Source organism: Enterobacter sp. ECC-219 (assembly GCF_043966805.1).
Taxonomy (GTDB): Bacteria; Pseudomonadota; Gammaproteobacteria; order Enterobacterales; family Enterobacteriaceae; genus Enterobacter; species Enterobacter cloacae_N.
Map to the genome: position 1 here is coordinate 4,224,810 of NZ_CP143680.1, position 26,730 is coordinate 4,251,539.

28 protein-coding genes are annotated in these 26,730 nt (G+C 57.2%); 6 read left to right on the forward strand and 22 right to left on the reverse strand.

Annotation, left to right across the window (positions count from 1 at the left end; translation table 11 throughout):
- Positions 1 to 103: 103 nt before the first annotated feature.
- The 4 genes from yfcG to V1603_RS20135 all read left to right on the forward strand — a co-directional run bounded on the left by yfcG (position 104) and on the right by V1603_RS20135 (position 2,637).
- Positions 104 to 733 (forward strand): GSH-dependent disulfide bond oxidoreductase, encoded by a 630-nt coding sequence (yfcG, locus tag V1603_RS20120; protein WP_116338542.1) that lies wholly within the window; start codon positions 104 to 106, stop codon positions 731 to 733.
- A 74-nt stretch (positions 734 to 807) separates the two neighbouring features.
- Entirely contained in the window at positions 808 to 1,176 is a 369-nt protein-coding gene (folX, locus tag V1603_RS20125; RefSeq protein ID WP_116338540.1) for a dihydroneopterin triphosphate 2'-epimerase, read from the forward strand.
- A 13-nt stretch (positions 1,177 to 1,189) separates the two neighbouring features.
- Positions 1,190 to 2,083 (forward strand): TIGR01777 family oxidoreductase, encoded by an 894-nt coding sequence (locus tag V1603_RS20130; protein ID WP_116338538.1) that lies wholly within the window; start codon positions 1,190 to 1,192, stop codon positions 2,081 to 2,083.
- A gap of 44 nt (positions 2,084 to 2,127) precedes the next feature.
- A complete protein-coding gene (locus tag V1603_RS20135) occupies positions 2,128 to 2,637 on the forward strand; it encodes a GNAT family N-acetyltransferase (RefSeq protein ID WP_395313166.1) in 510 nt (169 codons plus the stop codon).
- A 531-nt stretch (positions 2,638 to 3,168) separates the two neighbouring features.
- Here V1603_RS20135 and hisP read toward each other — a convergent pair.
- The 15 genes from hisP to pdxB form a co-directional block, all read right to left on the reverse strand.
- A complete protein-coding gene (gene hisP / locus V1603_RS20140) occupies positions 3,169 to 3,942 on the reverse strand; it encodes a histidine ABC transporter ATP-binding protein HisP (protein WP_116338533.1) in 774 nt (257 codons plus the stop codon).
- Between the two features lie 8 nt (positions 3,943 to 3,950).
- Positions 3,951 to 4,667 (reverse strand): ABC transporter permease, encoded by a 717-nt coding sequence (locus tag V1603_RS20145; protein WP_028013953.1) that lies wholly within the window; start codon positions 4,665 to 4,667, stop codon positions 3,951 to 3,953.
- Positions 4,664 to 5,350 (reverse strand): histidine ABC transporter permease HisQ, encoded by a 687-nt coding sequence (locus V1603_RS20150; RefSeq protein ID WP_048961437.1) that lies wholly within the window; start codon positions 5,348 to 5,350, stop codon positions 4,664 to 4,666. Before V1603_RS20150 ends, V1603_RS20145 begins: the two co-directional genes overlap by 4 nt.
- Positions 5,351 to 5,437: 87 nt before the next feature.
- Positions 5,438 to 6,220, reverse strand: a complete 783-nt coding sequence (gene hisJ, locus V1603_RS20155) for a histidine ABC transporter substrate-binding protein HisJ (RefSeq protein WP_008502592.1) — start codon at positions 6,218 to 6,220, stop codon at positions 5,438 to 5,440.
- A gap of 226 nt (positions 6,221 to 6,446) precedes the next feature.
- A complete protein-coding gene (argT, locus tag V1603_RS20160; RefSeq protein ID WP_061097524.1) occupies positions 6,447 to 7,229 on the reverse strand; it encodes a lysine/arginine/ornithine ABC transporter substrate-binding protein ArgT in 783 nt (260 codons plus the stop codon).
- Between the two features lie 290 nt (positions 7,230 to 7,519).
- Positions 7,520 to 8,089, reverse strand: a complete 570-nt coding sequence (locus V1603_RS20165; protein WP_116338529.1) for a UbiX family flavin prenyltransferase — start codon at positions 8,087 to 8,089, stop codon at positions 7,520 to 7,522.
- An 88-nt stretch (positions 8,090 to 8,177) separates the two neighbouring features.
- Positions 8,178 to 9,695, reverse strand: a complete 1,518-nt coding sequence (gene purF, locus V1603_RS20170) for an amidophosphoribosyltransferase (protein ID WP_116338528.1) — start codon at positions 9,693 to 9,695, stop codon at positions 8,178 to 8,180.
- A 33-nt stretch (positions 9,696 to 9,728) separates the two neighbouring features.
- Positions 9,729 to 10,217 (reverse strand): colicin V production protein, encoded by a 489-nt coding sequence (cvpA, locus tag V1603_RS20175; protein ID WP_000262116.1) that lies wholly within the window; start codon positions 10,215 to 10,217, stop codon positions 9,729 to 9,731.
- Positions 10,218 to 10,469: 252 nt separating this feature from the next.
- Positions 10,470 to 11,168, reverse strand: a complete 699-nt coding sequence (dedD, locus tag V1603_RS20180) for a cell division protein DedD (protein WP_163330278.1) — start codon at positions 11,166 to 11,168, stop codon at positions 10,470 to 10,472.
- Complete coding sequence (gene folC, locus V1603_RS20185; RefSeq protein WP_395313167.1) at positions 11,158 to 12,426, reverse strand: bifunctional tetrahydrofolate synthase/dihydrofolate synthase; 1,269 nt, start codon at positions 12,424 to 12,426, stop codon at positions 11,158 to 11,160. The genes dedD and folC overlap by 11 nt, the downstream gene beginning before the upstream one ends.
- A gap of 70 nt (positions 12,427 to 12,496) precedes the next feature.
- Entirely contained in the window at positions 12,497 to 13,402 is a 906-nt protein-coding gene (gene accD, locus V1603_RS20190) for an acetyl-CoA carboxylase, carboxyltransferase subunit beta (RefSeq protein WP_003861408.1), read from the reverse strand.
- Positions 13,403 to 13,556: 154 nt separating this feature from the next.
- On the reverse strand, positions 13,557 to 14,216 hold the full coding sequence (locus V1603_RS20195) for a DedA family protein (RefSeq protein WP_116338522.1): 660 nt from the start codon (positions 14,214 to 14,216) through the stop codon (positions 13,557 to 13,559).
- Between the two features lie 28 nt (positions 14,217 to 14,244).
- Entirely contained in the window at positions 14,245 to 15,057 is an 813-nt protein-coding gene (gene truA / locus V1603_RS20200; RefSeq protein WP_008502600.1) for a tRNA pseudouridine(38-40) synthase TruA, read from the reverse strand.
- Positions 15,057 to 16,070, reverse strand: coding sequence for an aspartate-semialdehyde dehydrogenase (locus V1603_RS20205; protein ID WP_163330280.1), 1,014 nt, complete (start codon positions 16,068 to 16,070; stop codon positions 15,057 to 15,059). The genes truA and V1603_RS20205 overlap by 1 nt, the downstream gene beginning before the upstream one ends.
- Positions 16,071 to 16,137: 67 nt before the next feature.
- Entirely contained in the window at positions 16,138 to 17,274 is a 1,137-nt protein-coding gene (gene pdxB, locus V1603_RS20210) for a 4-phosphoerythronate dehydrogenase PdxB (protein ID WP_166711884.1), read from the reverse strand.
- 113 nt (positions 17,275 to 17,387) lie between these two features.
- On the opposite strand from pdxB, the gene flk reads away from it, so the two are divergent.
- The gene (gene flk / locus V1603_RS20215) at positions 17,388 to 18,392 is read left to right on the forward strand and encodes a flagella biosynthesis regulator Flk (RefSeq protein ID WP_116338516.1); all 1,005 of its coding nucleotides are present in this window, start codon (positions 17,388 to 17,390) and stop codon (positions 18,390 to 18,392) included.
- 89 nt (positions 18,393 to 18,481) lie between these two features.
- On the opposite strand, the gene V1603_RS20220 is transcribed toward flk, so the two are convergent.
- Both V1603_RS20220 and fabB read right to left on the reverse strand, forming a co-directional pair.
- Positions 18,482 to 19,660, reverse strand: coding sequence for an MFS transporter (locus tag V1603_RS20220; RefSeq protein WP_116338514.1), 1,179 nt, complete (start codon positions 19,658 to 19,660; stop codon positions 18,482 to 18,484).
- A 68-nt stretch (positions 19,661 to 19,728) separates the two neighbouring features.
- Positions 19,729 to 20,946: a beta-ketoacyl-ACP synthase I gene (gene fabB / locus V1603_RS20225; protein ID WP_014832795.1), complete on the reverse strand. Its 1,218-nt coding sequence runs from the start codon at positions 20,944 to 20,946 to the stop codon at positions 19,729 to 19,731.
- Positions 20,947 to 21,104: 158 nt separating this feature from the next.
- Between fabB and mnmC the strand changes: the two genes are divergently transcribed.
- Complete coding sequence (gene mnmC / locus V1603_RS20230; RefSeq protein ID WP_166711886.1) at positions 21,105 to 23,102, forward strand: bifunctional tRNA (5-methylaminomethyl-2-thiouridine)(34)-methyltransferase MnmD/FAD-dependent 5-carboxymethylaminomethyl-2-thiouridine(34) oxidoreductase MnmC; 1,998 nt, start codon at positions 21,105 to 21,107, stop codon at positions 23,100 to 23,102.
- A gap of 58 nt (positions 23,103 to 23,160) precedes the next feature.
- Here the strand turns inward: mnmC and V1603_RS20235 are convergent, their stop codons facing one another.
- From V1603_RS20235 to aroC, 5 genes are read right to left on the reverse strand one after another with little or no spacing between them, the layout of a single operon-like run.
- A complete protein-coding gene (locus tag V1603_RS20235) occupies positions 23,161 to 23,439 on the reverse strand; it encodes a YfcL family protein (RefSeq protein WP_024908938.1) in 279 nt (92 codons plus the stop codon).
- 13 nt (positions 23,440 to 23,452) lie between these two features.
- Positions 23,453 to 23,998, reverse strand: a complete 546-nt coding sequence (locus V1603_RS20240; RefSeq protein ID WP_116338508.1) for an elongation factor P hydroxylase — start codon at positions 23,996 to 23,998, stop codon at positions 23,453 to 23,455.
- Positions 23,998 to 24,807, reverse strand: a complete 810-nt coding sequence (locus tag V1603_RS20245) for a sulfite exporter TauE/SafE family protein (protein WP_008502609.1) — start codon at positions 24,805 to 24,807, stop codon at positions 23,998 to 24,000. Before V1603_RS20245 ends, V1603_RS20240 begins: the two co-directional genes overlap by 1 nt.
- Positions 24,807 to 25,631 (reverse strand): penicillin-insensitive murein endopeptidase, encoded by an 825-nt coding sequence (gene mepA / locus V1603_RS20250; RefSeq protein WP_395313168.1) that lies wholly within the window; start codon positions 25,629 to 25,631, stop codon positions 24,807 to 24,809. Before mepA ends, V1603_RS20245 begins: the two co-directional genes overlap by 1 nt.
- 2 nt (positions 25,632 to 25,633) lie before the next feature.
- Positions 25,634 to 26,719: a chorismate synthase gene (gene aroC, locus V1603_RS20255; RefSeq protein ID WP_116338504.1), complete on the reverse strand. Its 1,086-nt coding sequence runs from the start codon at positions 26,717 to 26,719 to the stop codon at positions 25,634 to 25,636.
- Between the last annotated feature and the right edge of the window lie 11 nt (positions 26,720 to 26,730).

The window sequence follows — 26,730 nt, forward strand, 5'->3', positions numbered from 1 at the left end:
ATAATCTCTTTGCGTCTCTGTCACTTGATGAAAACTCACGATTTACAACCACCACCTATACTCATTTGTCATGGCACCACTATTCGACTGACAGGAGTTGAGAATGATTGACCTTTATTACGCCCCTACTCCAAACGGCCATAAGATCACCCTCTTTCTCGAAGAAGCCGAACTGGATTACAGAATCATTCGCGTGGATATCAGCAAAGGCGAACAGTTCAACCCTGTGTTTTTGGCTATCTCGCCGAACAATAAAATTCCGGCCATTATTGATAGCCAGCCAGCGGACGGAGGCAGGCCGCTGAGCCTGTTTGAATCCGGCGAAATTTTGCTTTATCTGGCGGAGAAAACCGGCAAGCTGCTGAGCGGTGAATTGCGCGAGCGTCACCACACTCTGCAGTGGCTTTTCTGGCAGTCAAGCGGCTTTGGGCCGATGCTGGGGCAGAACCACCACTTCACCGCCTTCGCGCCACAGACCATTCCTTACGCCATCGAGCGATATCAGGTTGAAACCCAGCGTCTTTACGGCGTTCTGAACCAGCGGCTGGAGAAAACGCCGTGGCTCGGGGGCGACCATTACAGCATTGCCGATATTGCCTGCTGGCCGTGGGTAAATACGCATGATAAACACCGAATTGACTTAGCGTCTTACCCGGCGGTGAATAACTGGTTTGAGCGTATCCGGACCCGCCCGGCCACCGAACGCGCAATGCAAAAAATCCAGCAAATTTAACCTTGTAGGAAGCTGGGTGCCTGCGAGGCTCTCATGTATTATGGGCGGAAATACTGACACGGAGATGACCTGCAATGTCACAGCCAGACGCTATTATTCGGATAAAAAATTTACGCTTGCGCACGTTCATTGGTATCAAAGAGGAAGAGATTGCCAACCGTCAGGATATTGTTATTAATGTGGTTATCCACTACCCGGCAGACAAAGCGCGGGCCAGCGAAGACATCAATGACGCGCTGAACTATCGCACGATAACCAAAAACATCATTCAGTACGTGGAAAACAACCGCTTCTCGCTGCTGGAGAAATTAACTCAGGATGTGCTCGATATCGCACGCGACCATGACTGGGTCACTTATGCTGAAGTAGAGATCGATAAACTTCACGCCCTGCGCTATGCCGACTCCGTCTCCATGACGTTAAGCTGGCGACGCCAGGGGTAAACCTGGAGGTTGTATGAAGATTTTGCTGACCGGCGGTACAGGCCTGATTGGTCGCCATCTCATTGCCCGCCTGCAGGCGCTGCATCATGATGTCACCGTGGTGACGCGCAGCCCGGAAAAAGCGCGTCAGGTGCTGGGAGCAGGGGTCGATATCTGGAAAGGGCTGGCCGATCGGCAGAATCTGGACGGTTTTGACGCCGTCATCAATCTTGCAGGCGAACCCATCGCTGATAAGCGCTGGACCGAAGAGCAGAAACAGCGGTTGTGCAGCAGCCGCTGGAATATTACCGAAAAGCTGGTTGAGCTGATTCGCAACAGCCACACGCCGCCGTCGGTGCTGATTTCAGGTTCTGCGACGGGCTATTACGGCGATCTTGGCGAAGTGGTGGTAACCGAAGAGGAGCCGCCCCACAACGAGTTTACCCATAAACTCTGCGCCCAGTGGGAGCGCATCGCCTGCGCGGCGCAGAGCGATAAGACCCGCGTCTGCCTGCTGCGTACCGGCGTGGTGCTTGCGCCGAAAGGCGGCATTCTGGGTAAAATGCTTCCGCCCTTTAGGCTGGGGCTCGGCGGGCCGATCGGCAACGGCCGTCAGTACCTGGCCTGGATCCATATCGACGATATGGTGAACGGCATTATCTGGCTGCTGGATAACGATCTGCGCGGGCCGTTTAATATGGTTGCGCCGTATCCGGTACGCAATGAACAGTTTGCCCATGCGCTGGGGCATGCCCTGCACCGCCCAGCGATTTTACGCGTACCTGCGACGGCGATTCGCCTGATGATGGGCGAAGCGTCCGTGCTGGTGTTGGGCGGCCAGCGAGCGCTGCCGAAAAGGCTGGAGGCGGCCGGGTTTGCGTTTCGCTGGTATGATTTAGAAGAGGCGCTGGGGGATGTGGTGCGGTGAATATGTTACAGTGATACGCCATGTTCCGATGAAATGGCGTAACAATGGCAACCATCACCACTCCCCGGCTTCACCTCACCCCTTTCGAACCCTCAGACTGGGCGTTTTTCCGCTCGCTGCGCGAAAACCGCGACATCATGCGCTATATGGCCGCGATTGCTCCCGAAAAAGAGACCCGACGCGTGTTTGCCGCACGCCTGATGGCGGAGCATGTCTTCGTGATCCGCTTTCTGAATGAAGATACGCCGCTGGGGGATATCGGCCTGCAAATCAGTCAGGAGAATCGTGCAGAGGCGGACATCGGCTACACGGTTGTGCCTGCGGCGCAGGGAAAAGGTATCGCCAGTGAGGCGCTGCGCGCGGTGTGTGATTATGCGTTTAACCAGACCGGCGTGAGAGCGATTAACGCGTACGTGCTGGCGGACAACGGCGGGTCCTTGCGGGTGCTGGAGAAAGCCGGTTTTGTGCGCACGCAGGTGCTGGAAAAAGCGTATGAGATTGACGGCGTGCGTTATGACGACTGGGTGTATCGGCTGGAGTGTGGTGCGGCCTGAGGCCCTCACCCACGGGGTTGAGGAATCCCCACAAATTAATGCCAGCACGAACGACCCCCTCTCCCTTGGGGGAGAGGGCTGGGGTGAGGGGGAACATACGGCTCCGGTGGTCATTCCGTTCACTTTACGTTCATTGCTACTCTGTAACGACAATACCTGTGAACGTGCCAGGGCGGCTCAATCGCCACCGCCCTGGCGACCCGGGCTCCCGGCGGTAAATCGCCGCTTCGCGGTGCCCTCAGCTTATTCCTTCAGGCTATCGGGTCGGGCATGAGCCTGCATCCCTGCAGGCCACGCCCTCTCGGCGCATCCGTGCGCCTCGCCCCGGCCTTACGGAAACGCTTCGGCGATTTACAGCCGGACCAGGGCGTCGCTGAAAGCTATAACTCATTCTGAAACAACCTTATTGCTTCTGCTTATAAATTACTGGGGATTCCTCAGCCCACGGGGAGAGGGAGAACACCTGGCCCGTAGGCCCGGTAAGCGAAGCGCCACCGGGCGGTTGGGCTGCACTGCGGGCTGATGCCTTCTTTACTTCAGAGATCCTTTGAGGAACTGCTGCAACCGCGGGCTTTGCGGGTTCGCCAGCACTTCGTCCGGGTGGCCCTGCTCTTCAATTTTCCCCTGATGCAGGAAAATCACGTGGTTCGAGACGTTACGGGCGAAGCCCATCTCGTGCGTCACCACCACCATAGTTTTGCCCTCTTCGGCCAGCTTCTGCATGATGCGCAGCACTTCGCCAACGAGTTCAGGGTCCAGCGCGGAGGTCGGTTCGTCGAACAGCAGCACCTCCGGTTCCATCGCCAGCGCGCGGGCGATAGAGACACGCTGCTGCTGACCGCCGGAGAGGTGTACCGGGTACTTCATCTGCTGGCGCTCGTCGATACCCACTTTCGCCAGGTATTTCACCGCGCGTTCCCGGGCTTCCTGCTTGCTCAGGCCCAGGACCTGAACCGGCGCTTCCATCACGTTCTCCAGCACCGTCATGTGGCTCCAGAGGTTGAAGTGCTGGAATACCATCGTCAGGCGCGTGCGCAGCAGGCGCAGCTGATTCTTATCCGCCACCTTCAGCTGGCCGTCTTTGTCACGGACCAGATTAATAGTCTGCCCGCTCACCACAATCGAACCTTCGCTCGGCTTTTCGAGGAAGTTAATGCAGCGCAGGAAGGTACTTTTACCCGAGCCGGATGAGCCGATGATACTGATCACATCGCCCGCATTCGCCTGCAGCGACACCCCTTTCAGCACTTCATGTTCGCCGTAGCGTTTGTGCAAATCAATAACGTTTAATTTGTTCTCAGCCATCATCTTTCTCAGTGCGTCGAAGAAGGTTTTATATGCTGCAACCAGCGTTTTTCAGCCTTACGGAACAGGCTAATCAGAACATAAGAGATAATTAAATAGAGCACCGCCGCAATGCCAAACGCGGTAAACGGCTGATAGGTCGCGGAGTTGATATCGCGCGCGATTTTGAGCAGATCCGGCACCGTCGCGGTAAAAGCGAGCGCGGTGGAGTGCAGCATCAAAATCACTTCGTTGCTGTACGCCGGAAGCGCGATACGCAGCGCCGAAGGCAGAATAATACAGCGGTAAAGCTTCACGGAGGAGAAGCCGTACGCGCGCGCCGCCTCGATCTCACCGTGCGGCACGGAACGAATGGCCCCGGCGAAAATCTCGGTGGTATAGGCGCAGGTGTTGAGCGTTAGCGCCAGCACCGTACAGTTCAGGCCACTGCGGAAGAACGCGTTCAGCATTTCCGTGCCTTTTACGATCTCAAGCGTATACATCCCCGAATAGAACACCAGCAGCTGCACGTACAGCGGCGTGCCGCGAAACACATAGGTAAACAGCCAGATCGGGAACTGGATAAACTTGTTGTTCGACACGCGGCCGATGGCGAGAAACACCGCCAGAATGCCGCCCATCACCACGGAAGAAATCAGCAGCCAGAGCGTAATCGCCACGCCGGTAAAGCGGTAGCCATCCGTCCACAGCAGGGATTTCCAGTATTCCTGAATAATCTCAATCACAGGTCAGCCCTCTTCACACCCACGGAGTAGCGACGTTCGAGCAGAAGCAGCACACCATTGGAGACGGTCGTAAAGACCAGATAGATCACGCCGCAGACCACCGCAAAGTAGAACGGCTCCCAGGTGCTCTTGCCCGCCAGCTGAGTCGCTTTAACAACGTCTTCCAGACCGAGCAGCGAGACCAGCGCCGTCGCTTTGAGAATAACCTGCCAGTTGTTGCCGATGCCCGGCAGCGCATAGCGCATCATGGCCGGGAACATGATCCGGCGAAACGTTTGTGAAGAGGTAAAACCAAATGCGGTTGCCGCTTCAATGTGTCCTCTTGGGACCGCCATGTAAGCGCCACGGAAGGTTTCCGTGAAGTAGGCACCGTAGATAAAACCGAGGGTAATAATACCGGCCACCATCGGGTCGATATCAATTTGTCCCATCCCCATCGCATCCGTCACGCTGTTCAGCGCAATCTGCAGACCGTAAAAGATAAGCAGCATCAGCACCAGATCGGGTACGCCGCGAATGAGCGTGGTATAGCCTTCGAAAATGAGCGCCAGCGGTTTGTTAGCCGAAAGCTTCGCCCCTGCGCCCGCCAGACCTATCAGCACCGCCAGCACCACGGAGCTGATAGCCAGCTCAAGGGTGACAAGCGCGCCCTGTAAAATAACGCCAGAAAATCCGTACAGCATACCGCGAGCCCTGTCGTATCGTGAGTGGTAAACCGTGTCTTATCCCCTCCCGCAGCGGGAGGGGCCGCACGTTATTTGACGGAGCGATTAGCCGCCGTACACATTGAAATCGAAGTACTTTTTCGCCAGCTTGTCATAGGTACCGTCAGCGCGCATTTCCGCAAACGCTTTGTTCAGCGCTTCACGCAGCTCGTTGTCTTCTTTGCGCAGGCCCATTCCGGTGCCTACACCAAACAACTTCACATCCTTAATGGACGGGCCGCCGAACTTGTAATCTTTACCCACCGGCGTTTTCAGGAAGCCTTCGCTTGCCGCGACTTCATCCTGGAATGCCGCATCAATACGGCCTGCCGTCAGGTCTGCGTAAATATTTTCCTGGCCCTGATAGGAGACGATTTCAATCCCCTTCGGCGCCCAATGTTCGTTACCGTAGGTTTCCTGCGTGGTGCCCTGCAGCACGCCCACGCGTTTCCCCTTCAGCGACTCGAGGGTCGGTTGAATGTCAGAAGACTTTGCCACCACCAGACGTGAATCGGCCGCATAGAGCTTGTCGGTGAAGGCAATCTCCTGCTGACGTTTCTCGGTAATGGAAAGCGAGGACATAATCACGTCGATTTTTTTGGCTTTGAGGGAAGGGATCAGCGCATCCAGCGGGTTTTCTACATAAGTACACTGCGCTTTGATGCGTTTGCACAGCTCATTGGCCAGATCGATGTCAAAACCCACCAGTTCACCCTTTGAATTCTTCGATTCAAACGGCGCATAGGTTGGATCGGTACCAATACGGATTTTCTGCGGAATGGCTGCGAATGCCGCGGTGGCGCTGGAAAAGGCCAGCACGAGGGATAGTGACAACACGAGTTTTTTCATATTTGTCCTCAACAAACTGTCTTCATACGGTTTTTTTACGACGACGGGGTGGGGTTAATGTGCCATTAATCCCCGCTGTCAGGCAAAGAATAATGCCTTTCTGGCGGGATTTTTTGCATTATAAATGCTTAAGTATGCACACAGCGACCCAATATGGTGCACAGCCTGCACCATATTGAATCACCCGCACCCGCAATGCACCACATCAGTGCATCACCGTGATGCGTTAGTCACCGTAGACGTTGAAGTCGAAGTATTTCTTCGCCAGTTTGTCGTAGGTACCGTCTTTGCGCAGCTCGGCAAACGCTTTGTCAAAGGCGGCTTTCAGCTCTTTATCGTCCTTGCGCAGGCCGATGCCGGTGCCGTCACCAAAATATTTTTTGTCTTTCACAGACGGGCCCGCAAAGGCGTAGTCTTTACCTGCCGGCTGCTTCAGGAACCCTTCGCTCGCGGCGACTTCATCCTGGAACGCGGCATCCAGACGGCCCGCCGCCAGGTCAGAGTAGATCAGATCCTGGTTCTGGTAAGCCACCACGTCGACGCCCTTCTCGCGCCAGTTGGCATTGGCGTAACCTTCCTGGGTCGAGCCCTGGAGTACGCCAACGTGCTTGCCTTTCAGCGAGTCGATGGTCGGTTGAATCGGGGAACCTTTCGCGGCAATCAGACGCGAATCCGCAGCGTAGAGCTTGTCAGAGAACGCGATCTCCTGCTGACGCTTTTCGGTGATGGAGAGAGACGAGATAATGGCGTCGATTTTCTTTGCCTTCAGCGACGGGATTAACGCGTCGAAGTCGCTGCCCACCCATGTGCATTTCACTTCCATACGTTTGCACATTTCATTTCCCAGATCGATGTCAAACCCCACGAAATCGCCCTTCGCATCCTTGGAAGAGAATGGCGCGTAGGTTGCGTCTGTACCGATACGAACCGTCTGTGGAAGCGCTGCGTAGCTACCTGCTGCTGCACTTAACCCCACCAGCAAAGACAGAGCCAGAACCGTCTTCTTCATACATTTACCCTCAAGTACCGTGATTTTATTATGTATTGTGTTGTGTGTTGTGTTGCAGGCTTCTCTTGCAGGTCTTATGCCACATTGCCGTCTGGTCAAAACTTCGACGTTAAATATGTTAATAAAACGTTGCGATATTGCCTTAATGGTGAAAGATAGCAGGTCTGCCGAACGAACCGGAAAGAGAAAAAGGGAAAAAGCGAATTAAATGTCGAGGATATGATCGCCGTTGCATAATTGCCCTGAAACAGGGCAACGTCTCTTTTCATGCACAGCATTTGTGCACAGAATCAGGCTCCCTGCCAGCGGGTGAAGAGATCTTCGGGCAGGTCGATGTCAAACTGATCCAGCACGCGATTGATGGTCTGATTGATCACATCGTCCAGCGACTGTGGTCGGTGATAAAACGCCGGTACCGGCGGCATGATCACCGCGCCCAGCTCGGCGGCCTGGGTCATTAAGCGCAGATGGCCCAGATGCAGCGGCGTTTCCCGCACGCAGAGCACCAGCGGGCGACGCTCCTTCAGCACCACGTCCGCCGCGCGCGTCACCAGGGTGTCGGTATAGCTGTTCACAATCCCGGAGAGCGTTTTAATTGAGCAGGGCAGGATAACCATGCCGGCGGTTTTAAACGAGCCTGAGGAGATGCTGGCGGCGATATCGCGGGCATCGTGAACCACGTCTGCCAGTGCCTGGACATCGCGCAGGGAAAGATCCGTTTCAAGGGAGAGGGTTTGTCGCGCCGCCTGGCTCATCACCAGATGCGTTTCCACTTCTGCCACGTTACGCAAAACCTGTAGCAGGCGTACGCCGTAAATCGCGCCGCTGGCACCGCTGATGCCAATAATGAGTCGTTTCATGATTTCGCCCTTGCTGATTTCTGGGCTGACTGTGCAGGATTTTGCGGGGAGTTGCAAGTGAGGGCACGCGCCCTCACCTGCGAAGAGATCAACCTTCGTTGTGCATCTCTAAGCTTTCGAGATCGTTTTGCAGCTGAACGGCTTTCGCATCGTCATTGCGCAGCGAATCAAGATAGTCAAGGTACTGCTGGTCAACGTCTTTCGTCACGTAGACGCCGTTAAACACGGAGCATTCGAACTGCTGAATTTCCGGGTTCTCGGCGCGCACCGCGTCGATGAGATCGTTCAGATCCTGGAAAATCAGGCCGTCGGCACCGATGATCTGGCGAATTTCGTCCACTTCGCGACCGTGAGCAATCAGCTCGTTGGCAGTTGGCATATCGATGCCGTACACGTTCGGGAAGCGAATTTCCGGCGCGGCAGATGCCAGGTAGACTTTCTTCGCACCCGCTTCGCGCGCCATCTCGATAATCTGCTCAGAGGTGGTGCCGCGAACGATGGAGTCATCCACCAGCAGAACGTTCTTGTCGCGGAATTCCGCGCGGTTGGCGTTCAGCTTACGGCGCACGGACTTACGGCGCAGATGCTGGCCCGGCATGATAAAGGTGCGGCCAACGTAGCGGTTCTTCACGAAGCCCTGACGGTATGGCTTTTCCAGAATACGGGCAATTTCCAGGGCGATATCGCAGGAGGTTTCCGGGATAGGAATAACCACGTCGATGTCGAGATCGTCCCACTCGCGGGCAATCTTCTCGCCGAGCTTCGTGCCCATGTTCACGCGCGCACTGTATACGGAGATTTTGTCGATGAACGAATCCGGACGGGCGAAGTAGACGTATTCAAACAGGCACGGGTTGCTGACCGGGTTGTCAGCACACTGGCGGGTAAACAGCTGGCCCTTCTCAGTGATATAGACCGCTTCGCCCGGCGCAACGTCGCGCAGGAATTCGAAGCCCAGGGTATCCAGCGCCACGCTCTCAGAGGCAACCATATATTCGGTACGGCCATCGCCAAGGTCGCGCTTACCCAGCACCAGCGGACGAATGCCGTTTGGATCGCGGAAGGCAACCATACCGTGACCGATGATCATCGCCACGCAGGCGTACGCACCGCGGATCTGGCGGTTGGTCGCAGCAATGGCAGCGAAGATATTGTCTGCTTCCAGCGGGTAATGACGGAAGTTATCCAGCTCGCTGGCGAACACATTGAGCAGGATTTCTGAATCAGAGGTGGTGTTAATGTGGCGACGTTTCTCTTCGAACAGCTTCTTACGCAGCTCATGGGCGTTGGTCAGGTTGCCGTTATGGGCAAGCGTGATGCCATACGGTGAGTTGACGTAGAAAGGCTGTGCCTCAGAGGCGCTGGAACTGCCAGCAGTAGGATAACGAACGTGACCGATCCCCATATTACCTTGCAGACGCTGCATATGGCGGGCTTCAAACACATCGTTTACCAGGCCATTCGCCTTACGTAAACGGAAGCAGTTGTTTGCATCAATGGTGATGATACCCGCAGCATCCTGCCCACGGTGCTGAAGCACCGTTAACGCGTCATAAATCGACTGGTTTACCGGCATGAAACCGGCGATACCGACAATACCGCACATTCGTCTTTTCCTCGTTAAGCCACATCTCAGGGTTTATGCCCTGGGCAAAAAACTCGACGAGCTTTGCAGATAGTCAAAGAACCATCTGATGATGAAGCTGAACTCCGGAATGAGCTGCGATTTCTGCCAGTCTTCACTTTTGGAGAACCCGGTGAAGGTATCCAGGAAGAACAGGATCGCGGCCACAATCAGCACGCCTCGCAACGCCCCGAAACAGATCCCGAGTACCCTGTCCGTTCCTGACAGACCGGTTTTCTCGACCAGCTGACCTATCACATAATTTACGATAGCGCCGACAATCAGCGTCGCAATAAACAGCACCGCGATGGCGATTCCATTTCGGACCAGTTCATCTTCAAAGCCCGTGAACCAGACAGACAGGTAAGTGTAGTAATGACTGGCGACAAAGAAAGCACAGCCCCATGTCACCAGCGATAACGCTTCACGAACAAAGCCACGGATCAGGCTAACCAGACAGGAAAAACCAATCACCGCAATGATGGCGTAATCAATCCAGACCATATGTGTCCCACGATTAAACGCCCTGTCATCCAGTTCGGGGCGAATTCTAACAGAAAAAGAAAACGTTTGCGTAGGGATTTCCTTCCCGCGCGTAAATAAAAAAGGCGCTGAAAAAATGTTCAACGCCCCTCACCCTAACCCTCTCCCCAAAGGGGAGAGGGGACGGTACGATGCAGTATGATACAAACGCGCTCAATGCGACTTTCACCCTCTCCCCTTTGGGGAGAGGGCCGGGGTGAGGGATAGATCTTATCAGTTCGCGCTGTAGCTCATCACCACACCGCTCAGCCCGGAGATCTGCTTCAGCTCGCCGAGCGACCCCTTCAGCTTGTCTTTCGACGCTTCCGGCCCCACGAGAATACGGGTAATTTTACCCTGCACCGGCGTGGAAGGTGAAGTGTAAACGCGATATCCCGCGCTGCGCAGTTTACCGACAACCTCGTTGACTTTATCGGCGTTTTTCAGCGCCCCCAGCTGCACAACGTAGGCTTTGCCGGTCGGGGCCGCGTCTTGCTTCGCCGGCGGTGGGGTTTCAGACGCGGCAGCCAGCTGCTCTGCCGCTTTATCCCGCTGTGGCTGTTGCTGTGGTTTCGGCTGCGGTTTCTCTACCGGCTTCGGTTTTTCAACAGGCTTAGGCTTCTCTACCGGTACCGGATCGATCTCGATGTTGTTATTCGCCGCCAGACGCGACGGATCGAGTGACGGTGCAGCGGCATCGCCCGCGCGGACTTCTTCCGCCGCCCCTTCAGGCGGCTGAGCAGGCAGCGCCTGCGTCGCCGCAGGCAGCATATCCGGCTCATCGCGGTCGCCCGGCTTCGGCACCAGCGGAATGGCTGCAAACTCGTCCTGATAATGTTTTTTCTGCCCGTCGAGCAGCCCGGGAAGAATAATTACCCCGAGCGCGACCAGCACAATGGTTCCTGTTAAACGGTTCTGAAACTTACTCGCCACCGGTTCTCCCCGCGTCCATCACTTCCATGACATGTGCCACCGTGTGGAAAGAGCCACACACCAGCACGGTATCTTCTGGTTTAGCCTCCGCCATCGCGGCATGCCAGGCCTGCGCCACGCTACTGTAGATTGCGCCTTTGCCGAGATGTTCCATCAGCTGCTCAGCGGTCGCGCCGCGCGGCCCCTCCAGAGGAGCACAATACCAGCTATCGACCACACTCTCCATGCAGGCCAGCGTCCCGCCGATATCTTTATCATGAAGCATACCGATAACCGCCAGCACGCGCCCGGTTTTTGGTAACGATTTGAGACGTCCTGCGAGATACGCCGCCGCATGCGGGTTATGCGCCACGTCCAGGATCAGACGCGGTGACTCGCTGACGATCTGGAAACGCCCCGGCAGAATTGCGCTCTGAATGCCGTCGCGGATAGCCTGCTCGCTGACCGCTAATCCGCTGGCGCGCAGTGCCGCCAGCGCGGTTGCCGCGTTAGGCTGTGGTACCTGCGGCAGCGGCAGGTTATCCAGCGCGCCCTGCGCATCGCTGAAGCGCCAGCCGTTGTCCTGTACCTCATACTGCCAGTCAACGCCGCGGCGCAGGAGCCGTGCGCCCTTCTCATTTGCTACATCATCGATGGTGTGCGGCATGTCCGGCTCGCCGACCACAGCAGGCTTATTCGTGCGGAAAATACCGGCCTTCTCACGGCCGATACTTTCGCGATCGGGGCCAAGCCAGTCGGTATGATCCAGCGCGATGCTGGTGACCACCGCAACATCGGCATCCACCATATTGGTTGCATCCAGACGCCCGCCCAGGCCAACTTCCAGAATTACCACGTCCAGCTGAGCCTGTTTAAACAGCCACAGCGCCGACAGGGTACCGTATTCGAAATAGGTTAATGAGGTTTCCCCGCGCGCAGCTTCGATAGCCGCGAACGACGCCGTATGGGCAGATTCCGCCAGCTCGCTGTTTTGCACGCGAACGCGCTCGGTATAGCGCACCAGGTGCGGAGAGCTGTAAACGCCAACCTTGTAACCGGCTGCCATCAGGATAGCTTCCAGCGTTCGGCAGGTGGTGCCTTTACCGTTGGTTCCGGCGACGGTAAACACGAAAGGCGCTGGTTTCAGCACGTCGAGACGCGCGGCAACCTGACTTACGCGATCAAGCCCCATATCGATGGTTTTACTGTGCAGGTTTTCCAGATAAGAAAGCCACGCGGCCAGGGGCGACGTGGCTTGGGGAATGCTTTTATTTTCCATAATGCCCGGTTGTCATTAACAGGTTATAAAGCAAAAGGGCAGCGCCATCTGGCCCTGCCCTTTTCAGTTATCAGGCCTCGGGTTCCTGATCCGGTACCACCACGCCTTCGCGCGGCTCATCCGGGTTCGGCGCTGGCAGATTCATCAGCTTCGCCAGAATGCTGGCCAGTTTCAGGCGCATTTCAGGGCGGCGGACGATCATGTCGATAGCGCCTTTCTCAATGAGGAACTCACTGCGCTGGAAGCCAGGCGGCAGCTTTTCACGAACGGTCTGCTCGATGACGCGAGGACCGGCAAATCCGATCAGTGCTTTTGGCTCAGCGATGTTCAGGTCGCCCAGCATCGCGAAGCTTGCAGAGACGCCACCCATGGTTGGGTCAGTCAGCACGGAGATGTACGGCAGACCGCGCTCCTGCATTTTCGCCAGCGCTGCAGAGGTTTTCGCCATCTGCATCAAGGACATCAGCGCTTCCTGCATACGTGCACCGCCAGAGGCAGAGAAGCAGATCAGCGGACAGTTGTCTTCCAGCGCCTGCTCAACGGCACGCACAAAGCGCGCGCCCACCACGGAGCCCATAGAGCCGCCCATAAAGGAGAACTCAAACGCAGCGGCAACAACCGGCATCTCATGCAGGGTGCCTTTCATGACGATCAGCGCGTCTTTCTCGCCGGTCTCTTTCTGTGCAGAGGCCAGACGATCTTTGTATTTTTTGGAATCGCGGAACTTGAGCACATCTTTTGGCTCCAGTTCACTGCCCAGTTCTACCAGAGAACCTTCGTCCAGCAGGCTATGCAGGCGGTTGCGCGCCGACATACGCATATGGTGGTCGCACTTCGGACACACCTCAAGATTGCGCTCCAGTTCTGCACGATACAGAACCTGGCCGCAGCTATCACACTTCGTCCATACCCCTTCAGGAATGCTCGCTTTGCGCGTCGGGGTAATGTTGCTTTTAATTCGTTCAATCCAGCTCATTGATAACCTTTCTGCCTGAACCTGGTCGTATGCCAGTTTTGCTATAAGAGGCGAATAATGCCATTTTTGCCTCCAACAGACCATGAATGTTGCACATTAAAACATAACAGCCCGAAACTTTGGATAAAAAAGTGGTCGAACCGCCAGTGTGCATTTACTTCGCTTGTTTTGCCGCCGCACGTTTGTGACGAATGATTTCGATAACGCCCGGCAGAACGGAAAGCACAATAATCGCTACAATCAGTAACTTAAGGTTTTCCTGAACCACCGGCAAATCGCCAAACAGGTACCCTGCATAGGTAAACAGTAGCACCCACAGCAGCGCGCCTGCGACGTTATACATTGCAAAATGACGATAGGACATATGCCCCATTCCCGCCACAAACGGTGCAAATGTGCGCACAATAGGCACAAAACGCGCAAGGATAATGGTTTTTCCACCATGACGTTCATAGAAGGCATGGGTCTTGTCTAAATAGCTGCGGCGGAAAATTTTCGAATCAGGATTGCTGAACAAGCGCTCACCGAACACTCTGCCAATCGTATAGTTGACAGCATCCCCGACAATCGCGGCGATCACCATCAATACCACCATCAGATGCACGTTCAAATCATTGGTGGGCAACGCCGATAACGCGCCGGCTACAAACAGCAGCGAGTCGCCAGGCAGGAACGGCGTAACGACCAGCCCGGTTTCACAGAACAGAATGAGGAACAGAATGGCGTAAACCCAGACGCCGTACTGCGCCACCAGCTCCGCCAGGTGAACATCAATATGCAGAATGAAATCAATCAGAAAACGTATTACGTCCATATTGTCTAAGCCTTAATTGCACCTTTGTTTAGTCCGCTAAAAACAGCGGGCCCATTGGCGGTTTTGGCAGGTCAAACCGATCCGGATAGTCTACCGAGACCAGATACAGTCCTTCCGCTTTCGCCGTGGCTGCCGCAAGCGTTCTATCCTTCGCTGCCAGCAGGTCTGCAATCCAGCTCTCCGGCTGGTGTCCGGCACCCACTTCCATCAGGCTGCCTACAATATTCCGCACCATATGATGTACAAAGGCATTGGCTTTGATATCCACCACCACATACGCGCCAAAACGACTGACGTTAATGTGCATGACGTTACGCCACGGCGTGCGGGACTGACACTGCACCGCACGAAACGACGTAAAGTCATTCTCACCAATCAGACATTGCGCCGCGCGATGCATGCGTTCTGCATCGAGCGGTTCATAAAAATGCGTCACGCCCTGGCTTAACACCGCCGGGCGCAGACGCTGGTTGTAGATGACATAGCGATAACGACGCGCCGTCGCGCTGAAGCGCGCGTGAAAATCATCCGGCACAGCTTTCACCCAACGCACCGCGATGTCACCAGGCAAATTCGCATTTACACCCAGCGTCCAGGCAGCATCCTTACGCACGGCGGTGGTTTCAAAGTGCACCACCTGCCCCGTGCCGTGAACACCCGCGTCCGTACGTCCCGCGCACAGGACGTTTATCGGCTCGTTTGCCACCTGAGAGAGCGCTTTCTCCAGCTTTTCCTGGACGCTGCGTACCTCATTCTGACGCTGCCAGCCATAGTATTTACTGCCGTCGTACTCAATACCGAGGGCAATTTTATGAACCGGCTTTTGTTCCACGTCTGACATCAGTACAGATACTCCTGCACCAGCTTCTCGGCAATCTTGACCGCCATCAGCGCGCCGCCAAAGCGAACGTTATCCGCAACGGACCAGAACTGAACCTGCTCCGGCATACCGTAGTCGTTACGCACGCAGCCAACGGAGAGATGCGCGCTGCCGGTAGCGTCGCCCACCTGCGTCGGGAACTCGCTCTCTTCGGAAAGGACAATGTCTTCACCGCGGCCAAACGCATCGCGCGCTTCTTCTGCCGCGAGCGGGCGCAGCGCTTCAAAACCGACCATCTGCGCGTGGCCGTAGAAGACCGGCGACTGCACGACGCTGGCGGAAATCATCAGCCCCTCGTCCTGCAGAATCTTGCGCGCTTCGTCGACGAGACGGCGCTCTTCGCGCACGGAACCTTCACGATCCGGCAGCAGCGGCAGCATGTTGAACGCCAGCTGGCGACCGAAGAAATCGTCTTCGTCAATCGGGATGCCGTTCAGCAGCTTCGCGCTTTGCCCTGCCAGCGCGTCGACGGCCTTTTTGCCATTTGCCGAGGCGGACAACAGGCTGGTCACGGTGATACGCGACAGGCCGCCGTCGTCAATCAGCGGCTTCAGCGCGGTCAGCAGCTGGCTGGTCAGACTGTTCGGGACCGCGATGATATTGCGGTTACGGTAGTCAGCCAGCACAAAGGGGTTGACGTCCGGGACCACCAGCGGCACGTCCGGCTCCAGGGAGAAGAGACCGCTCAGGTCGATCGCCAGACAGCCCGAATTGGTCGCATCTTCGATGTAAGACGCCGTCGCCTCAGCCCCCGCGGCAAAAAACGCCAGCTGCGCCTGAGTCCAGTCAAACTCTGCCGCGTCCTGAACCATGACGGATTTACCGCCAAAACGCAGATGCTCGCCCGCGCTGTCGGCACGCGCCAGAGCATAAATTTCTCCCACCGGGAACTGACGCTCAGCAAGGGTTTCGAGCAGGGCTTCACCCACGGCACCCGTGGCACCTAAAATGGCAATGTTCCAGCCTTCAGACATGGTGGTTTACTCCAGAAATAAAAAAGCGTCCCTGTCGGCGTATCCGACAGGGAGCATTAAGAAGACATTAATGCGCCGGGTGATGAACGGCATTAAAACCCAGTTTCTTGAGCAGCGCCGCAGCCGTTGCGTCGTCGCACATCACATACAGGGAAGACCACTCGCGGCGCTCAACGTAGTTCTTGCGCAGCTTGTCAAATTCACCCGGGATCCCCGCCACCTTACGCAGCAGCGCGTCATCGCGGCGCACATCATACACTAAATGCACCAGCCTTTTCAGCGTTGCCTGATCGAGGGGACCGTGCAGCGTAATGCGGCCAAATTCAGGCGCGGGGAGTAAGGTATCCAGCGCTACCTGCTGCGGATGACCAATAAAGGCGCTATAGGCTTCAAACACCTGCGTCGTGCCGCGCGCTTTGCCTTCAAGCGTATATCCCGCGATATGCGCAGTGGCTACGTCAACCTTATTCAGCAGTTCAACGTTGAGATCCGGCTCCGGCTCCCAGACGTCCAGCACCACGCTGAGGTCTTGCCCTTCATCCAGACATTTCAGCAGCGCGGCATTATCCACCACCGGGCCACGGCAGGCATTTATCAGAATTGTGCCAGCCTTCAGGCGACGAATCAGCGCCTCATCAGCCAGGTGCAGGGACTTATACGGCCCCTCTTTAAACAGCGGCGTGTGGAACGTCAGCACATCGCACTGCTCTACCAGCTCATCCAGCGCGCGGAAATCCTCGTCGTCGCCGTTGTCTTTACGCGGCGGATCGCACAGCAGCGTGCGGATCCCTAACGCTTCAAGGCGCTTTTGCAGGCGCCCGCCGACGTTACCCACGCCGACAATCCCCACGGTGCGGTCTTTCAGCGCAAAACCGTCGCGCTCGGCCAGCATCAGCAGCGAGGAGAAAACGTATTCCACAACGGCAATAGCATTACAGCCCGGCGCGGCAGAGAAGCCGATCCCCGCCTGCTTAAGCCACTTGTCATCCACATGATCGGTCCCCGCCGTTGCGGTCCCGACAAATTTCACCGTTTTGCCGGAGAGCAACGTCTCATTTACTTTGGTCACCGAGCGCACCATCAGGGCGTCTGCATCATCCAGTTCGTTGACCGGGATTGGGCGACCAGGGACAGCCTTAACGTCGCCAAGGCGGCTAAACAGCTCGCGGGCGTAAGGCATATTTTCATCAACGAGGATTTTCACGTCTGAGTACCTGTTTGAGAGGAAGAAAACCTGCCAAGTGTGCCATAATCTGGCCGCCAGGCATATACGTATACCTGGTTTACGCTGAGTTTTGACTTTAAGGATTTTTGACGATGCAGCCCATTTCAGGTACGCCGCCACGCCCTCCGGGTGAAGGCCCTGTCACGCCAAACGTTGCCGGTGAACAGCCGCTATCCACGCAACAGCGCACCGTGCTGGAGCGACTGATCACGCGCCTGATTGCGCTGACTTCACAGCAAAATGCGGAAGTCTGGGCCGGGGTAAAGCATGATTTAGGCGTGAGGAACGACGCACCGCTGCAGTCGCGTCATTTCCCTGCCGCTGAGCAAAATCTCAACCAGCGTATTACGACTGCGCAGCAAAACCACACCACGCGTCAGATTGTCACACAGCTGACCGAGCTGCTGGGCCAGGGAAATAATCGTCAGGCTGTCAGTGACTTTATCCGTCAGCAGTATGGCCAGACCGCCCTGAGCCAGCTTACGCCAGACCAGCTTAAAACCGTGCTGACGCTGTTGCAGAACAATCAGTTGTCTATTCCGCAGCCTCAGGTGCGCCCGTCAACCGAGCGCCCGCTGCAGCCTGCCGAGCACAATACGCTGAACCAGATGGTAACCAAACTGGCTGCCGCTACCGGCGAGTCGACGAAGCTTATCTGGCAATCCATGCTTGAACTGTCCGGCGTGAAGGCGGGTGAGCTGATACCGGCCAGGCAGTTTACCCATCTGGTGACCTGGCTTCAGGCGCGCCAGACGCTCAGCACCCAGAGTGCCCCTACCCTGCATACCGTTCAGGCGGCGCTAAAACAGCCGCTGGAGCCGCACGAGTTCGAGGTGATTCGGGATTACGCCCAGCAGAACTGGCAGGCCACGCCGCAAACGGTGCTGACCACCGCGCAGGTGCAGGATCTGCTCAATCAAATCTTCGTTCGCCGCGCCGAGCGGGAAGGCGGCGTGCCGGAGGTAAGAAACGTTCAGCCGATCTACAGCCCGCTGTTTGCCCCCGTTGTGGAGACGTTCAGAACGCTCTCTGCCCGTCCGGGATTAATGTTTATTGCGTTATTGATTGCGCTGGCGATTTTCTGGCTGGTTGCCTGAGGATTTGCCCGGTGGCGCTACGCTTACCGGGCCTACAACGGCTCGAACCGTAGGCCGGGTAAGGCGCAGCCGCCACCCGGCGACAACAGTTAATTTCTGCGAAACGCCATCAGCGTCACCACGATCCCCACCACCGCAGAAACCGCGCCGGCCAGGAAGACGGACGGGTAGCCAAACGAGGTGGCTAACAGCCCGGCCAGCGGCCCGGTTACCCCGTATGAGATATCCTGAAACGCCGCGTAGCCGCCCAGCGCCGTACCGCGTACCTGCGGCGCCACGCGCTTCACCACCTCAACACCCAGCGCCGGGAAGATCAGCGAACAGCCGCAGCCGGTGAGCGCGGCACCAAGCAGCGCAACGGAGGCGACCGGCGCCTGCCAGAGCAGCACCAGCCCAATGGTTTCAATCACCAGCGACGCCACCGCCACCTTCACTCCGCCAAAGCGATCCGGCATCCAGCCGAACAGGACGCGCATCAGGACAAACGCGCCGCCAAAGGCAGTCAGCGTAAAGCCCGCCATTGCCCAGCCGCGGCTCATGAAATAGAGGGAAACGAAGGTACCAATCACCGCGAAGCCTACTCCCTGAAGCGCCAGCCCGAGCCCTGGCTGCCAGATTTGCCCCACCACACTCCACAGCGAAGGACGTTCGCCTTTATGGGCGGGCACCTTGCGTACCGAACCGTTAAAAACCCACGCCAGCAGCGGTAATACCATGGTGGTTGCTGCCAGTACCGCAAAACCAAACTGGCTGTGGATCAGCAAACCCAGCGGCGCGCCTGCAGCCAGTGCGCCATAAATCGCCATCCCGTTCCAGGACATCACTTTGCCGGAGCGCGCAGGCCCCACCAGCCCCATGCCCCAGGTCAGTGTGCCGGTCAGCAGTTGGCTTTCACCGAAGCCAAGGATTAAGCGCCCCGCCACCAGCAGCGCAAATTTATACGCGGCATCGACCGGCAGGAGAGCGGCCAGCAGCCACGCGCCGCCCGCCAGCCCGCAGGCGAACATCCCCTGCAACGCCGAGCGTTTTGCACCGTGCTGATCCGCCAGCCGTCCGGCGTAGCCGCGGGTTAATACCGTGGCTAAAAACTGAATGCCCACAGCAATGCCGACCATGGTGTTGCCATAGCCGAGTTCCTGATGAACGAACAGCGGGATCACCGGCAGCGGCAGGCCAACGGTCATATAGGTCAGAAATACCGCAAAGGCGATACGGAAAAGAGAAAGGTTCCCGGAAGGAGTGCCCTTCTCGGGGGTAACAGCCTTCATGCATAACTCCGTGTTCAGGCATAAAAAAAGGGAGCCTTCCGGCTCCCTTCTATTATACATTCAAACGCTTATGCTTTCAGCTTGCGCATAACCAGCGTGGCGTTAGTGCCGCCGAAACCGAAGCTGTTGGACATGACGGTGGTCAGCGTCGCTTCCGTTGGTTTGGTCACGATGTTCAGGCCAGCCGCCTGCTCGTCCATCTCTTCGATGTTGATGCTTGGGGCGATAAAGCCGTTTTCCAGCATCAGCAGAGAGTAGATCGCTTCCTGCACGCCCGCCGCCCCCAGAGAGTGACCGGTCATAGCTTTGGTTGCAGAGATAGCCGGGCTGTTGTCGCCGAACACTTCACGGATTGCGCCCAGCTCTTTCACGTCGCCTACCGGAGTAGAGGTACCGTGGGAGTTCAGGTAGTCGATTGGGGTATCAACGCCGTGCATCGCCATCTTCATGCAGCGCACCGCGCCTTCGCCGGACGGAGCAACCATGTCGGCGCCGTCGGACGTCGCGCCATAGCCCACGATCTCAGCGTAGATGTGCGCGCCGCGCGCCAGCGCGTGCTCCAGCTCTTCAACCACAACCATACCGCCGCCGCCCGCGATGACGAAACCGTCACGGTGCGCGTCATAGGTACGGGAGGCTTTGTCTGGGGTCTCGTTGTACTTAGTGGACAGTGCGCCCATCGCGTCGAACTCACAGGCCATTTCCCAGCCCAGCTCTTCGCCACCGCCGGCAAATACGATGTCCTGTTTACCCAGTTGGATCTGCTCAACAGCATTACCGATACAGTGCGCGGAAGTCGCACACGCGGAGCTGATGGAGTAGTTCACACCGTGGATTTTGAACGGGGTCGCCAGGCACGCGGAAACCGCAGAACCCATGGCTTTAGTCACCACATACGGACCTACCGCTTTCAGACCACGCGGGCTGCGCATAGCGTCAGCACCGAATACCTGCGCTTTTGATGAGCCGCCGGAACCAGCAATCAGGCCCACGCGCGGGTTGTTCTGATAAACCTCTTCACTCAGGCCAGAATCTTTGATCGCTTCCTGCATGGAGAGATAAGCATAAATAGAGGCATCGTTCATGAAACGAACCACTTTACGGTCAATCAAACCGGTGGTGTCCAGTTTGACGTTACCCCATACGTGGCTACGCATACCTGAATCTTTAAACTCTTCAGAGAAAGTGATCCCGGAGCGTCCTTCACGCAGAGATGCCAGGACTTCCTGCTGGTTATTACCGATGCTGGAAACAATGCCCAGGCCAGTAATCACTGCACGTTTCATTCAATACCTCTGTAAGTCGCACTATAAAAAGTTTCGAGTCGCACAATAGCGTACACTTGTACGCCGAACAAGTCCGATCAGACATTTTCTGCGGAAATTTGCACCGATGGACTCACATCGTTAAGATCGTGCCACTGCCTGTCAGACGAGTAACTTACGTGAAACAAAACGCTATACAACCCGCCAACCTCGAATTTAACGCTGAGGGTACACCTGTTTCCCGAGATTTTGATGACGTCTATTTTTCTAATGATAACGGACTCGAAGAAACGCGCTATGTTTTCCTCGACGGAAACCAGCTCAGCACCCGCTTCCCGGTGCACCCACGGAGCCTGTTTGTGGTCGCGGAAAGCGGATTCGGCACCGGGCTGAATTTTTTAACCCTCTGGCAGGCGTTTGACCAGTTTCACGCTGCGCACCCTGAGGCTACGCTACAAAGATTACATTTCATCAGTTTCGAAAAATTCCCGCTCACCGCGCACGATCTGCGGCTCGCCCACCAGCGCTGGCCGGAGCTTGCAGCCTGGGCGGAGCAGCTTCAGGCGCAGTGGCCACCTCATATTGGCGGCTGCCACCGTCTGATTCTGGACGGCGGACGGGTGACGCTGGATTTATGGCTGGGCGACATTAACGACCTGACCGATACGCTCGACGACTCGATGAATCAGACGGTGGACGCGTGGTTCCTGGACGGCTTTGCGCCCGCCAAGAACCCGGACATGTGGGGCCAGCATCTGTTTAGCGCGATGGCGCGGCTGGCGCGTCCTGGCGCAACGCTCGCCACCTTCACCTCGGCAGGTTTTGTCCGCCGCGGGCTGCAGGAAGCGGGCTTTACCATGCAGAAGACCAAAGGCTTTGGCCGCAAGCGCGACATGCTGGTCGGCAGGATGGACCAGACGCTGGACATTCCCGCTCAGGCGCCCTGGTTTGCGCGCAGCGCCAGCGCATCGCGCGAAGTGGCGATCGTTGGCGGAGGGATCGCCAGCGCCCTGCTCTCTCTCGCGCTGCTGCACCGGGGCTGGCAGGTGACGCTCTACTGTGCTGACGAGGCGCCGGCCAGCGGCGCGTCCGGTAACCGCCAGGGGGCACTCTACCCGCTTTTAAGCGCGCACGACCCGGCCCTGTTCCAGTTTTTCCCCGCGGCCTTTACCTTCGCCCGTCGCCTGTACGACGCGCTGCCGGTAGCATTTGACCATGACTGGTGCGGCGTGACGCAGCTCGGCTGGGATGAGAAGAGCCAGCAAAAAATCGCACAGATGCTGTCGCTGGGTCTGCCGGAGGAGATTGCCCGCGCGGTCAGTGCGCAAGAGGTGGGGGACGCCGCTGGCGTGGTCACCGGCTGTGGCGGCATTCAGTATCCGCTCGGCGGCTGGCTGTGCCCGGCTGAACTGACCGCGGCGGCAATGACCCTTGCGCAGTCACGCGGGATGATGGTGCATTATGCTCATAAGGTTGAATCGCTTAGCCGAAGAGAACACTGGAATCTGCGTTTTGCTGATGGCAAAGAGGCACAGCATGCCAGCGTAGTGCTGGCAAACGGGCACCACATTAGCCAGTTTATCCAGACGGAGACGTTGCCGGTCTATCCGGTCGGCGGCCAGGTGAGCCATATCCCGACCGCGCCCGAACTGAGCAAGCTTCGTCAGGTACTGTGCTATGACGGCTATCTGACGCCGCAAAATCCGTCTAATGGTCATCACTGCATCGGCGCCAGCTATCATCGTGGCGAAACGGATATGCGCTACAGCGACGAGGATCAGCAGCAAAACCGTCAGCGCCTGATTGACTGCTTCCCGGATGCAGCGTGGGCGAAGGAGGTTGACGTCAGCGAGGGTGAAGCGCGCTGCGGCGTGCGCTGTGCCACACGCGATCATCTGCCGATGGCGGGAAACGTGCCGGACTACGACGCTACGCTTGAGGCCTATCAGGATCTTGCTGATAACCGGGATAAAGCGGTAAGCGCGCCGGTTTATCCGGAGCTGTATATGCTGGGTGGATTAGGGTCTCGCGGGCTATGTTCCGCACCGCTGCTGGCTGAAGTGTTAGCCGCGCAAATGAGCGACGAGCCGATTCCGCTGGACAGGGTTACGCTTGCGGGGCTGAATCCGAATCGCTTGTGGGTACGGAAACTGCTGAAGGGGAAGAAGGTTAAGTAGAGTGCGGTCTGGTGCCCTCACCCCGTCCCTCTCCCACAGGGAGAGGGTGGTGAAACACTTACTTCGCTTTCGCCTGCTGGAACAAATTGTCCCACATGCCCAGCACCAGAGACTGGTCGCGCGGAGAGAGCTCCCCGGCGAGAATGGCTTTTTCCAGGCTGCGAGTGACTTCAGCGTGAACGGCGTCGGCAGAGTGATCGTCACCCGCTTCCAGCTCGGCTACCGCGAGCGTCAGGTGACCACGCAGATAACCGCTGGCGAACAGCTCATCGTCACTGGCGTGTTCCACCATGTCATCAATTAACGCCAGAATGCGTGATTCAAATTCTGCGATCATCTTCTTTCCTCTGTTAAAGATCTTCCGGCCAAGGGAAGCATTCCGCCGCGATCTCCGGCGTGTGGTAATAATTCTGTAAGGCCTCGATCAGGCGTGCCGGACGCTCCGGGATGCCTTTCTCAAGATACTCCATCACCTGCGCGTGAACGCGGCGCTGGAAGACGATACGGTCTGGCTCGAAGTCGCCTTCGAGATTGTCACAGCTCACGTTGAACGGGAAGCCTGCCGCCACGCAGAACAGCCATTCCAGCGCCTGCGGCTTCACTTCCACATCTTCAAACTGGCCCTGTGTCGCAGCATCGCGCCCGTCCGGGCAGTACCAGTAACCGAAGTCCACCAGCTCGCGACGCGCTTTCCCCGCGATGCACCAGTGCGAAATTTCGTGTAAGCCGCTGGCGTAAAAGCCGTGGGCAAAGACGATGCGGTTATACGGAACCTCTGCATCAGCAGGAAGATAGATCGGTTCGTCGTCGCCTTTAATCAGACGGGTATTAAAATCATCAGCAAAACAGCCGTTAAAGATCTCAATCAGCTGTTCGTATTTATGCGTACTGTTCATTAGTGCATCCCCAACCAGGTGAGGATCTCCTGTCCATGGCTGTCATAAAGAAGTTTGGCGCTCATCACTGCCGAAACGATAACAATCATCGGGCGGATCAGCTTTTGCCCTTTGCTTAATACCAGGCGCGAGCCCGCGCGCGCGCCCAAAAACTGCCCTGCCATCATCACAAAACCGGTTGCCCAGATAACCTTGCCGCCGATGATAAACAGCAGCAGGCCGCCGACGTTTGAGGTCGCGTTAAGCACCTTGGCGTGAGCGGTAGATTTGGCGAGGTTAAACCCGGCCAGCGTCACGAACGCCAGCGCGTAAAATGAACCGGCACCCGGGCCAAAGAAACCGTCGTAAAAACCGACGCAGCCACCGGCAATCAGCGCAAACGGCAGGCCGTGCAGACGACGCTGCCTGTCTTCTTCACCGAGCTTCGGCATCAGTAAGAAATACAGGCCAATGCAGATAACCAGAACCGGCAGGATCTGGCGCAAAATATCGGACTGCACGTGCTGCACCAGCAGCGCGCCCGACGTGGAGCCGATAAAGGTCATCAGGATATTGAGCTTCTGATCGGCCAGGCTCACCACCTTACGGCGGATAAAATAGAGCGACGCGGAGAGCGAGCCGCCGCAGGCCTGAAGCTTGTTGGTGGCAAGCGCCTGTGCCGGGCTCATACCCGCCGCCAGCAGCGCGGGCACGGTTAACAGCCCGCCGCCGCCCGCGAGCGCATCGATAAAACCGGCCAGCATGGCCACGAAGAACAGCACCACCAGCAGCAGCGGTGACACCATAAACAGATCGACGAAATTATCCATTAAAGTACATGCTCATCCAGTAGCGCCTGGCAGGAAGGCGGCAACGGAGGCGGTGTCTTCTTCTCAGGCTTAGAGGTTCCAGGTTTTGCTGGCTCAAACCAGCTTTGCAGTTCCGCACCACAGCCATCGCCTGGCGGAGGTAAGGGCTGATCTTCACATTCCAGGCTGTTCGCCGGGCAGCGCAGACGAACGTGCATATGCGCACGATGCTGGAACCACGGGCGCACTTTGCGCAGCCAATCGCGATCGGTTCCCGCATCCAGACAGAGCTGCTGCTTGATGGCAGGGTTGACGAAAATCCGTGTAACGTCTTTATCTTCTGCCGCCAGCTTGATCATGCTGGAAATCTCCGGTGACCATCGGGAAGCAACGACCCGTTTGCCGTCGCCCGACACTAAATCCAGCGCCTGCGGTTTCAGCAGCTGCTCAGACGTCCAGCGCGTTTTCGGCAGCTGCAGGAAGATATCGACATCCAGGCCGGTCTGGTGGCTGGCGTGCCCACCGTTAAAACGGCCACCGGCAGGCATCCCCATGTCGCCAATCAGCATCGTCCCCAGCCCCAGGTTATGCACCTGGTTCCCCAGTCGCTGAATGAACAGCACCAGGTCAGGATGGCCGAAGTAACGACGCTGATCGGTACGCATCACCTGATACGTATCCGATTGCAGCGGCAGCTCCTGCGCGCCCACGATACAGCCGTTAGAGAAGGCGCCGATGGACTGCGCGCTCCCCGCCACCGGATGGGTGATTTTTTGCCACGGCGTGGCGGCCAGACTGGCTCCACTGGCGAGCAGCGCCAGCAGAGCAATTGCGGTTTTTTTCATGTTTACCAGCGTGGAATGGTGGTCGTCACGTCCGCATTTTGCGCGCGCTGGCGCAGGAAGTGATCCATCAGCACGATCGCCAGCATCGCTTCCGCGATCGGCACCGCGCGGATCCCCACGCACGGATCGTGACGTCCTTTGGTGATCATCTCAACTTCTTCGCCTGAGCGGTTAATCGTGTGGCCCGGCACGGTGATGCTGGAGGTCGGCTTCAGCGCGATGTTGGCAATAATCTGCTGCCCGCTGCTGATCCCGCCGAGAATGCCGCCCGCATGGTTGCTCTGGAAGCCCGCCTTCGTGATTTCGTCGCGGTTCTGGCTGCCGCGAAGCGCCACCACGTCGAAGCCGTCGCCAATCTCAACGCCCTTCACCGCGTTGATGCTCATCAGCGCGTGGGCGATGTCAGCGTCGAGACGGTCAAATACCGGCTCGCCCCAGCCCGCCGGAACGCCGTCAGCCACCACGGTGACTTTCGCACCGATGGAGTCGCCCTCTTTTTTAAGGCCGCGCATCAGTTCGTCCAGCGCTTCAAGCTTGTCCGCATCGGCGCAGAAGAACGGATTCTGCTCGACCTGATCCCAGTCTTTGATCGCCAGTGGAATGTCACCCATCTGGGTCAGACAGCCGCGGATAACGATGCCAAATTTCTGCTGCAGGTATTTCTTGGCAATCGCCCCTGCCGCCACGCGCATCGCGGTTTCACGCGCGGAAGAGCGTCCGCCACCACGATAGTCGCGGAAGCCGTACTTTTGTTCGTAGGTGTAGTCGGCGTGGCCCGGACGGAAGACGTCTTTAATCGCGCCGTAGTCCTGAGAACGCTGATCGGTGTTTTCAATCAGCAGACCGATGCTGGTCCCGGTGGTGCGGCCTTCAAAGACGCCAGAGAGAATTTTGACCTGGTCCGGCTCGCGACGCTGCGTGGTGTAGCGGGAGGTACCCGGACGACGGCGGTCAAGGTCGTGCTGTAAATCGGCTTCGGTCAGTTCGATGCCTGGCGGTACGCCATCAACGATACAGCCCAGCGCCAGCCCGTGCGACTCGCCAAAGGTGGTCACGCGGAATAACTGTCCAATACTGTTTCCTGCCATCACGGCTCCGA

Excerpts from the sequence above, each read along its gene's own strand:
- yfcG (WP_116338542.1), top strand. The coding sequence starts at position 104 with ATGATTGACCTTTATTACGCCCCTACTCCAAACGGCCATAAGATCACC.
- folX (WP_116338540.1), top strand. The coding sequence starts at position 808 with ATGTCACAGCCAGACGCTATTATTCGGATAAAAAATTTACGCTTGCGC.
- V1603_RS20130 (WP_116338538.1), top strand. The coding sequence starts at position 1,190 with ATGAAGATTTTGCTGACCGGCGGTACAGGCCTGATTGGTCGCCATCTC.
- V1603_RS20135 (WP_395313166.1), top strand. The coding sequence starts at position 2,128 with ATGGCAACCATCACCACTCCCCGGCTTCACCTCACCCCTTTCGAACCC.
- hisP (WP_116338533.1), bottom strand. The coding sequence starts at position 3,942 with ATGGCTGAGAACAAATTAAACGTTATTGATTTGCACAAACGCTACGGC.
- V1603_RS20150 (WP_048961437.1), bottom strand. The coding sequence starts at position 5,350 with ATGCTGTACGGATTTTCTGGCGTTATTTTACAGGGCGCGCTTGTCACC.
- hisJ (WP_008502592.1), bottom strand. The coding sequence starts at position 6,220 with ATGAAAAAACTCGTGTTGTCACTATCCCTCGTGCTGGCCTTTTCCAGC.
- argT (WP_061097524.1), bottom strand. The coding sequence starts at position 7,229 with ATGAAGAAGACGGTTCTGGCTCTGTCTTTGCTGGTGGGGTTAAGTGCA.
- V1603_RS20165 (WP_116338529.1), bottom strand. The coding sequence starts at position 8,089 with ATGAAACGACTCATTATTGGCATCAGCGGTGCCAGCGGCGCGATTTAC.
- purF (WP_116338528.1), bottom strand. The coding sequence starts at position 9,695 with ATGTGCGGTATTGTCGGTATCGCCGGTTTCATGCCGGTAAACCAGTCG.
- cvpA (WP_000262116.1), bottom strand. The coding sequence starts at position 10,217 with ATGGTCTGGATTGATTACGCCATCATTGCGGTGATTGGTTTTTCCTGT.
- folC (WP_395313167.1), bottom strand. The coding sequence starts at position 12,426 with ATGGAAAATAAAAGCATTCCCCAAGCCACGTCGCCCCTGGCCGCGTGG.
- accD (WP_003861408.1), bottom strand. The coding sequence starts at position 13,402 with ATGAGCTGGATTGAACGAATTAAAAGCAACATTACCCCGACGCGCAAA.
- V1603_RS20195 (WP_116338522.1), bottom strand. The coding sequence starts at position 14,216 with ATGGACGTAATACGTTTTCTGATTGATTTCATTCTGCATATTGATGTT.
- truA (WP_008502600.1), bottom strand. The coding sequence starts at position 15,057 with ATGTCAGACGTGGAACAAAAGCCGGTTCATAAAATTGCCCTCGGTATT.
- V1603_RS20205 (WP_163330280.1), bottom strand. The coding sequence starts at position 16,070 with ATGTCTGAAGGCTGGAACATTGCCATTTTAGGTGCCACGGGTGCCGTG.
- flk (WP_116338516.1), top strand. The coding sequence starts at position 17,388 with ATGCAGCCCATTTCAGGTACGCCGCCACGCCCTCCGGGTGAAGGCCCT.
- V1603_RS20220 (WP_116338514.1), bottom strand. The coding sequence starts at position 19,660 with ATGAAGGCTGTTACCCCCGAGAAGGGCACTCCTTCCGGGAACCTTTCT.
- fabB (WP_014832795.1), bottom strand. The coding sequence starts at position 20,946 with ATGAAACGTGCAGTGATTACTGGCCTGGGCATTGTTTCCAGCATCGGT.
- V1603_RS20235 (WP_024908938.1), bottom strand. The coding sequence starts at position 23,439 with ATGATCGCAGAATTTGAATCACGCATTCTGGCGTTAATTGATGACATG.
- V1603_RS20240 (WP_116338508.1), bottom strand. The coding sequence starts at position 23,998 with ATGAACAGTACGCATAAATACGAACAGCTGATTGAGATCTTTAACGGC.
- V1603_RS20245 (WP_008502609.1), bottom strand. The coding sequence starts at position 24,807 with ATGGATAATTTCGTCGATCTGTTTATGGTGTCACCGCTGCTGCTGGTG.
- mepA (WP_395313168.1), bottom strand. The coding sequence starts at position 25,631 with ATGAAAAAAACCGCAATTGCTCTGCTGGCGCTGCTCGCCAGTGGAGCC.
- aroC (WP_116338504.1), bottom strand. The coding sequence starts at position 26,719 with ATGGCAGGAAACAGTATTGGACAGTTATTCCGCGTGACCACCTTTGGC.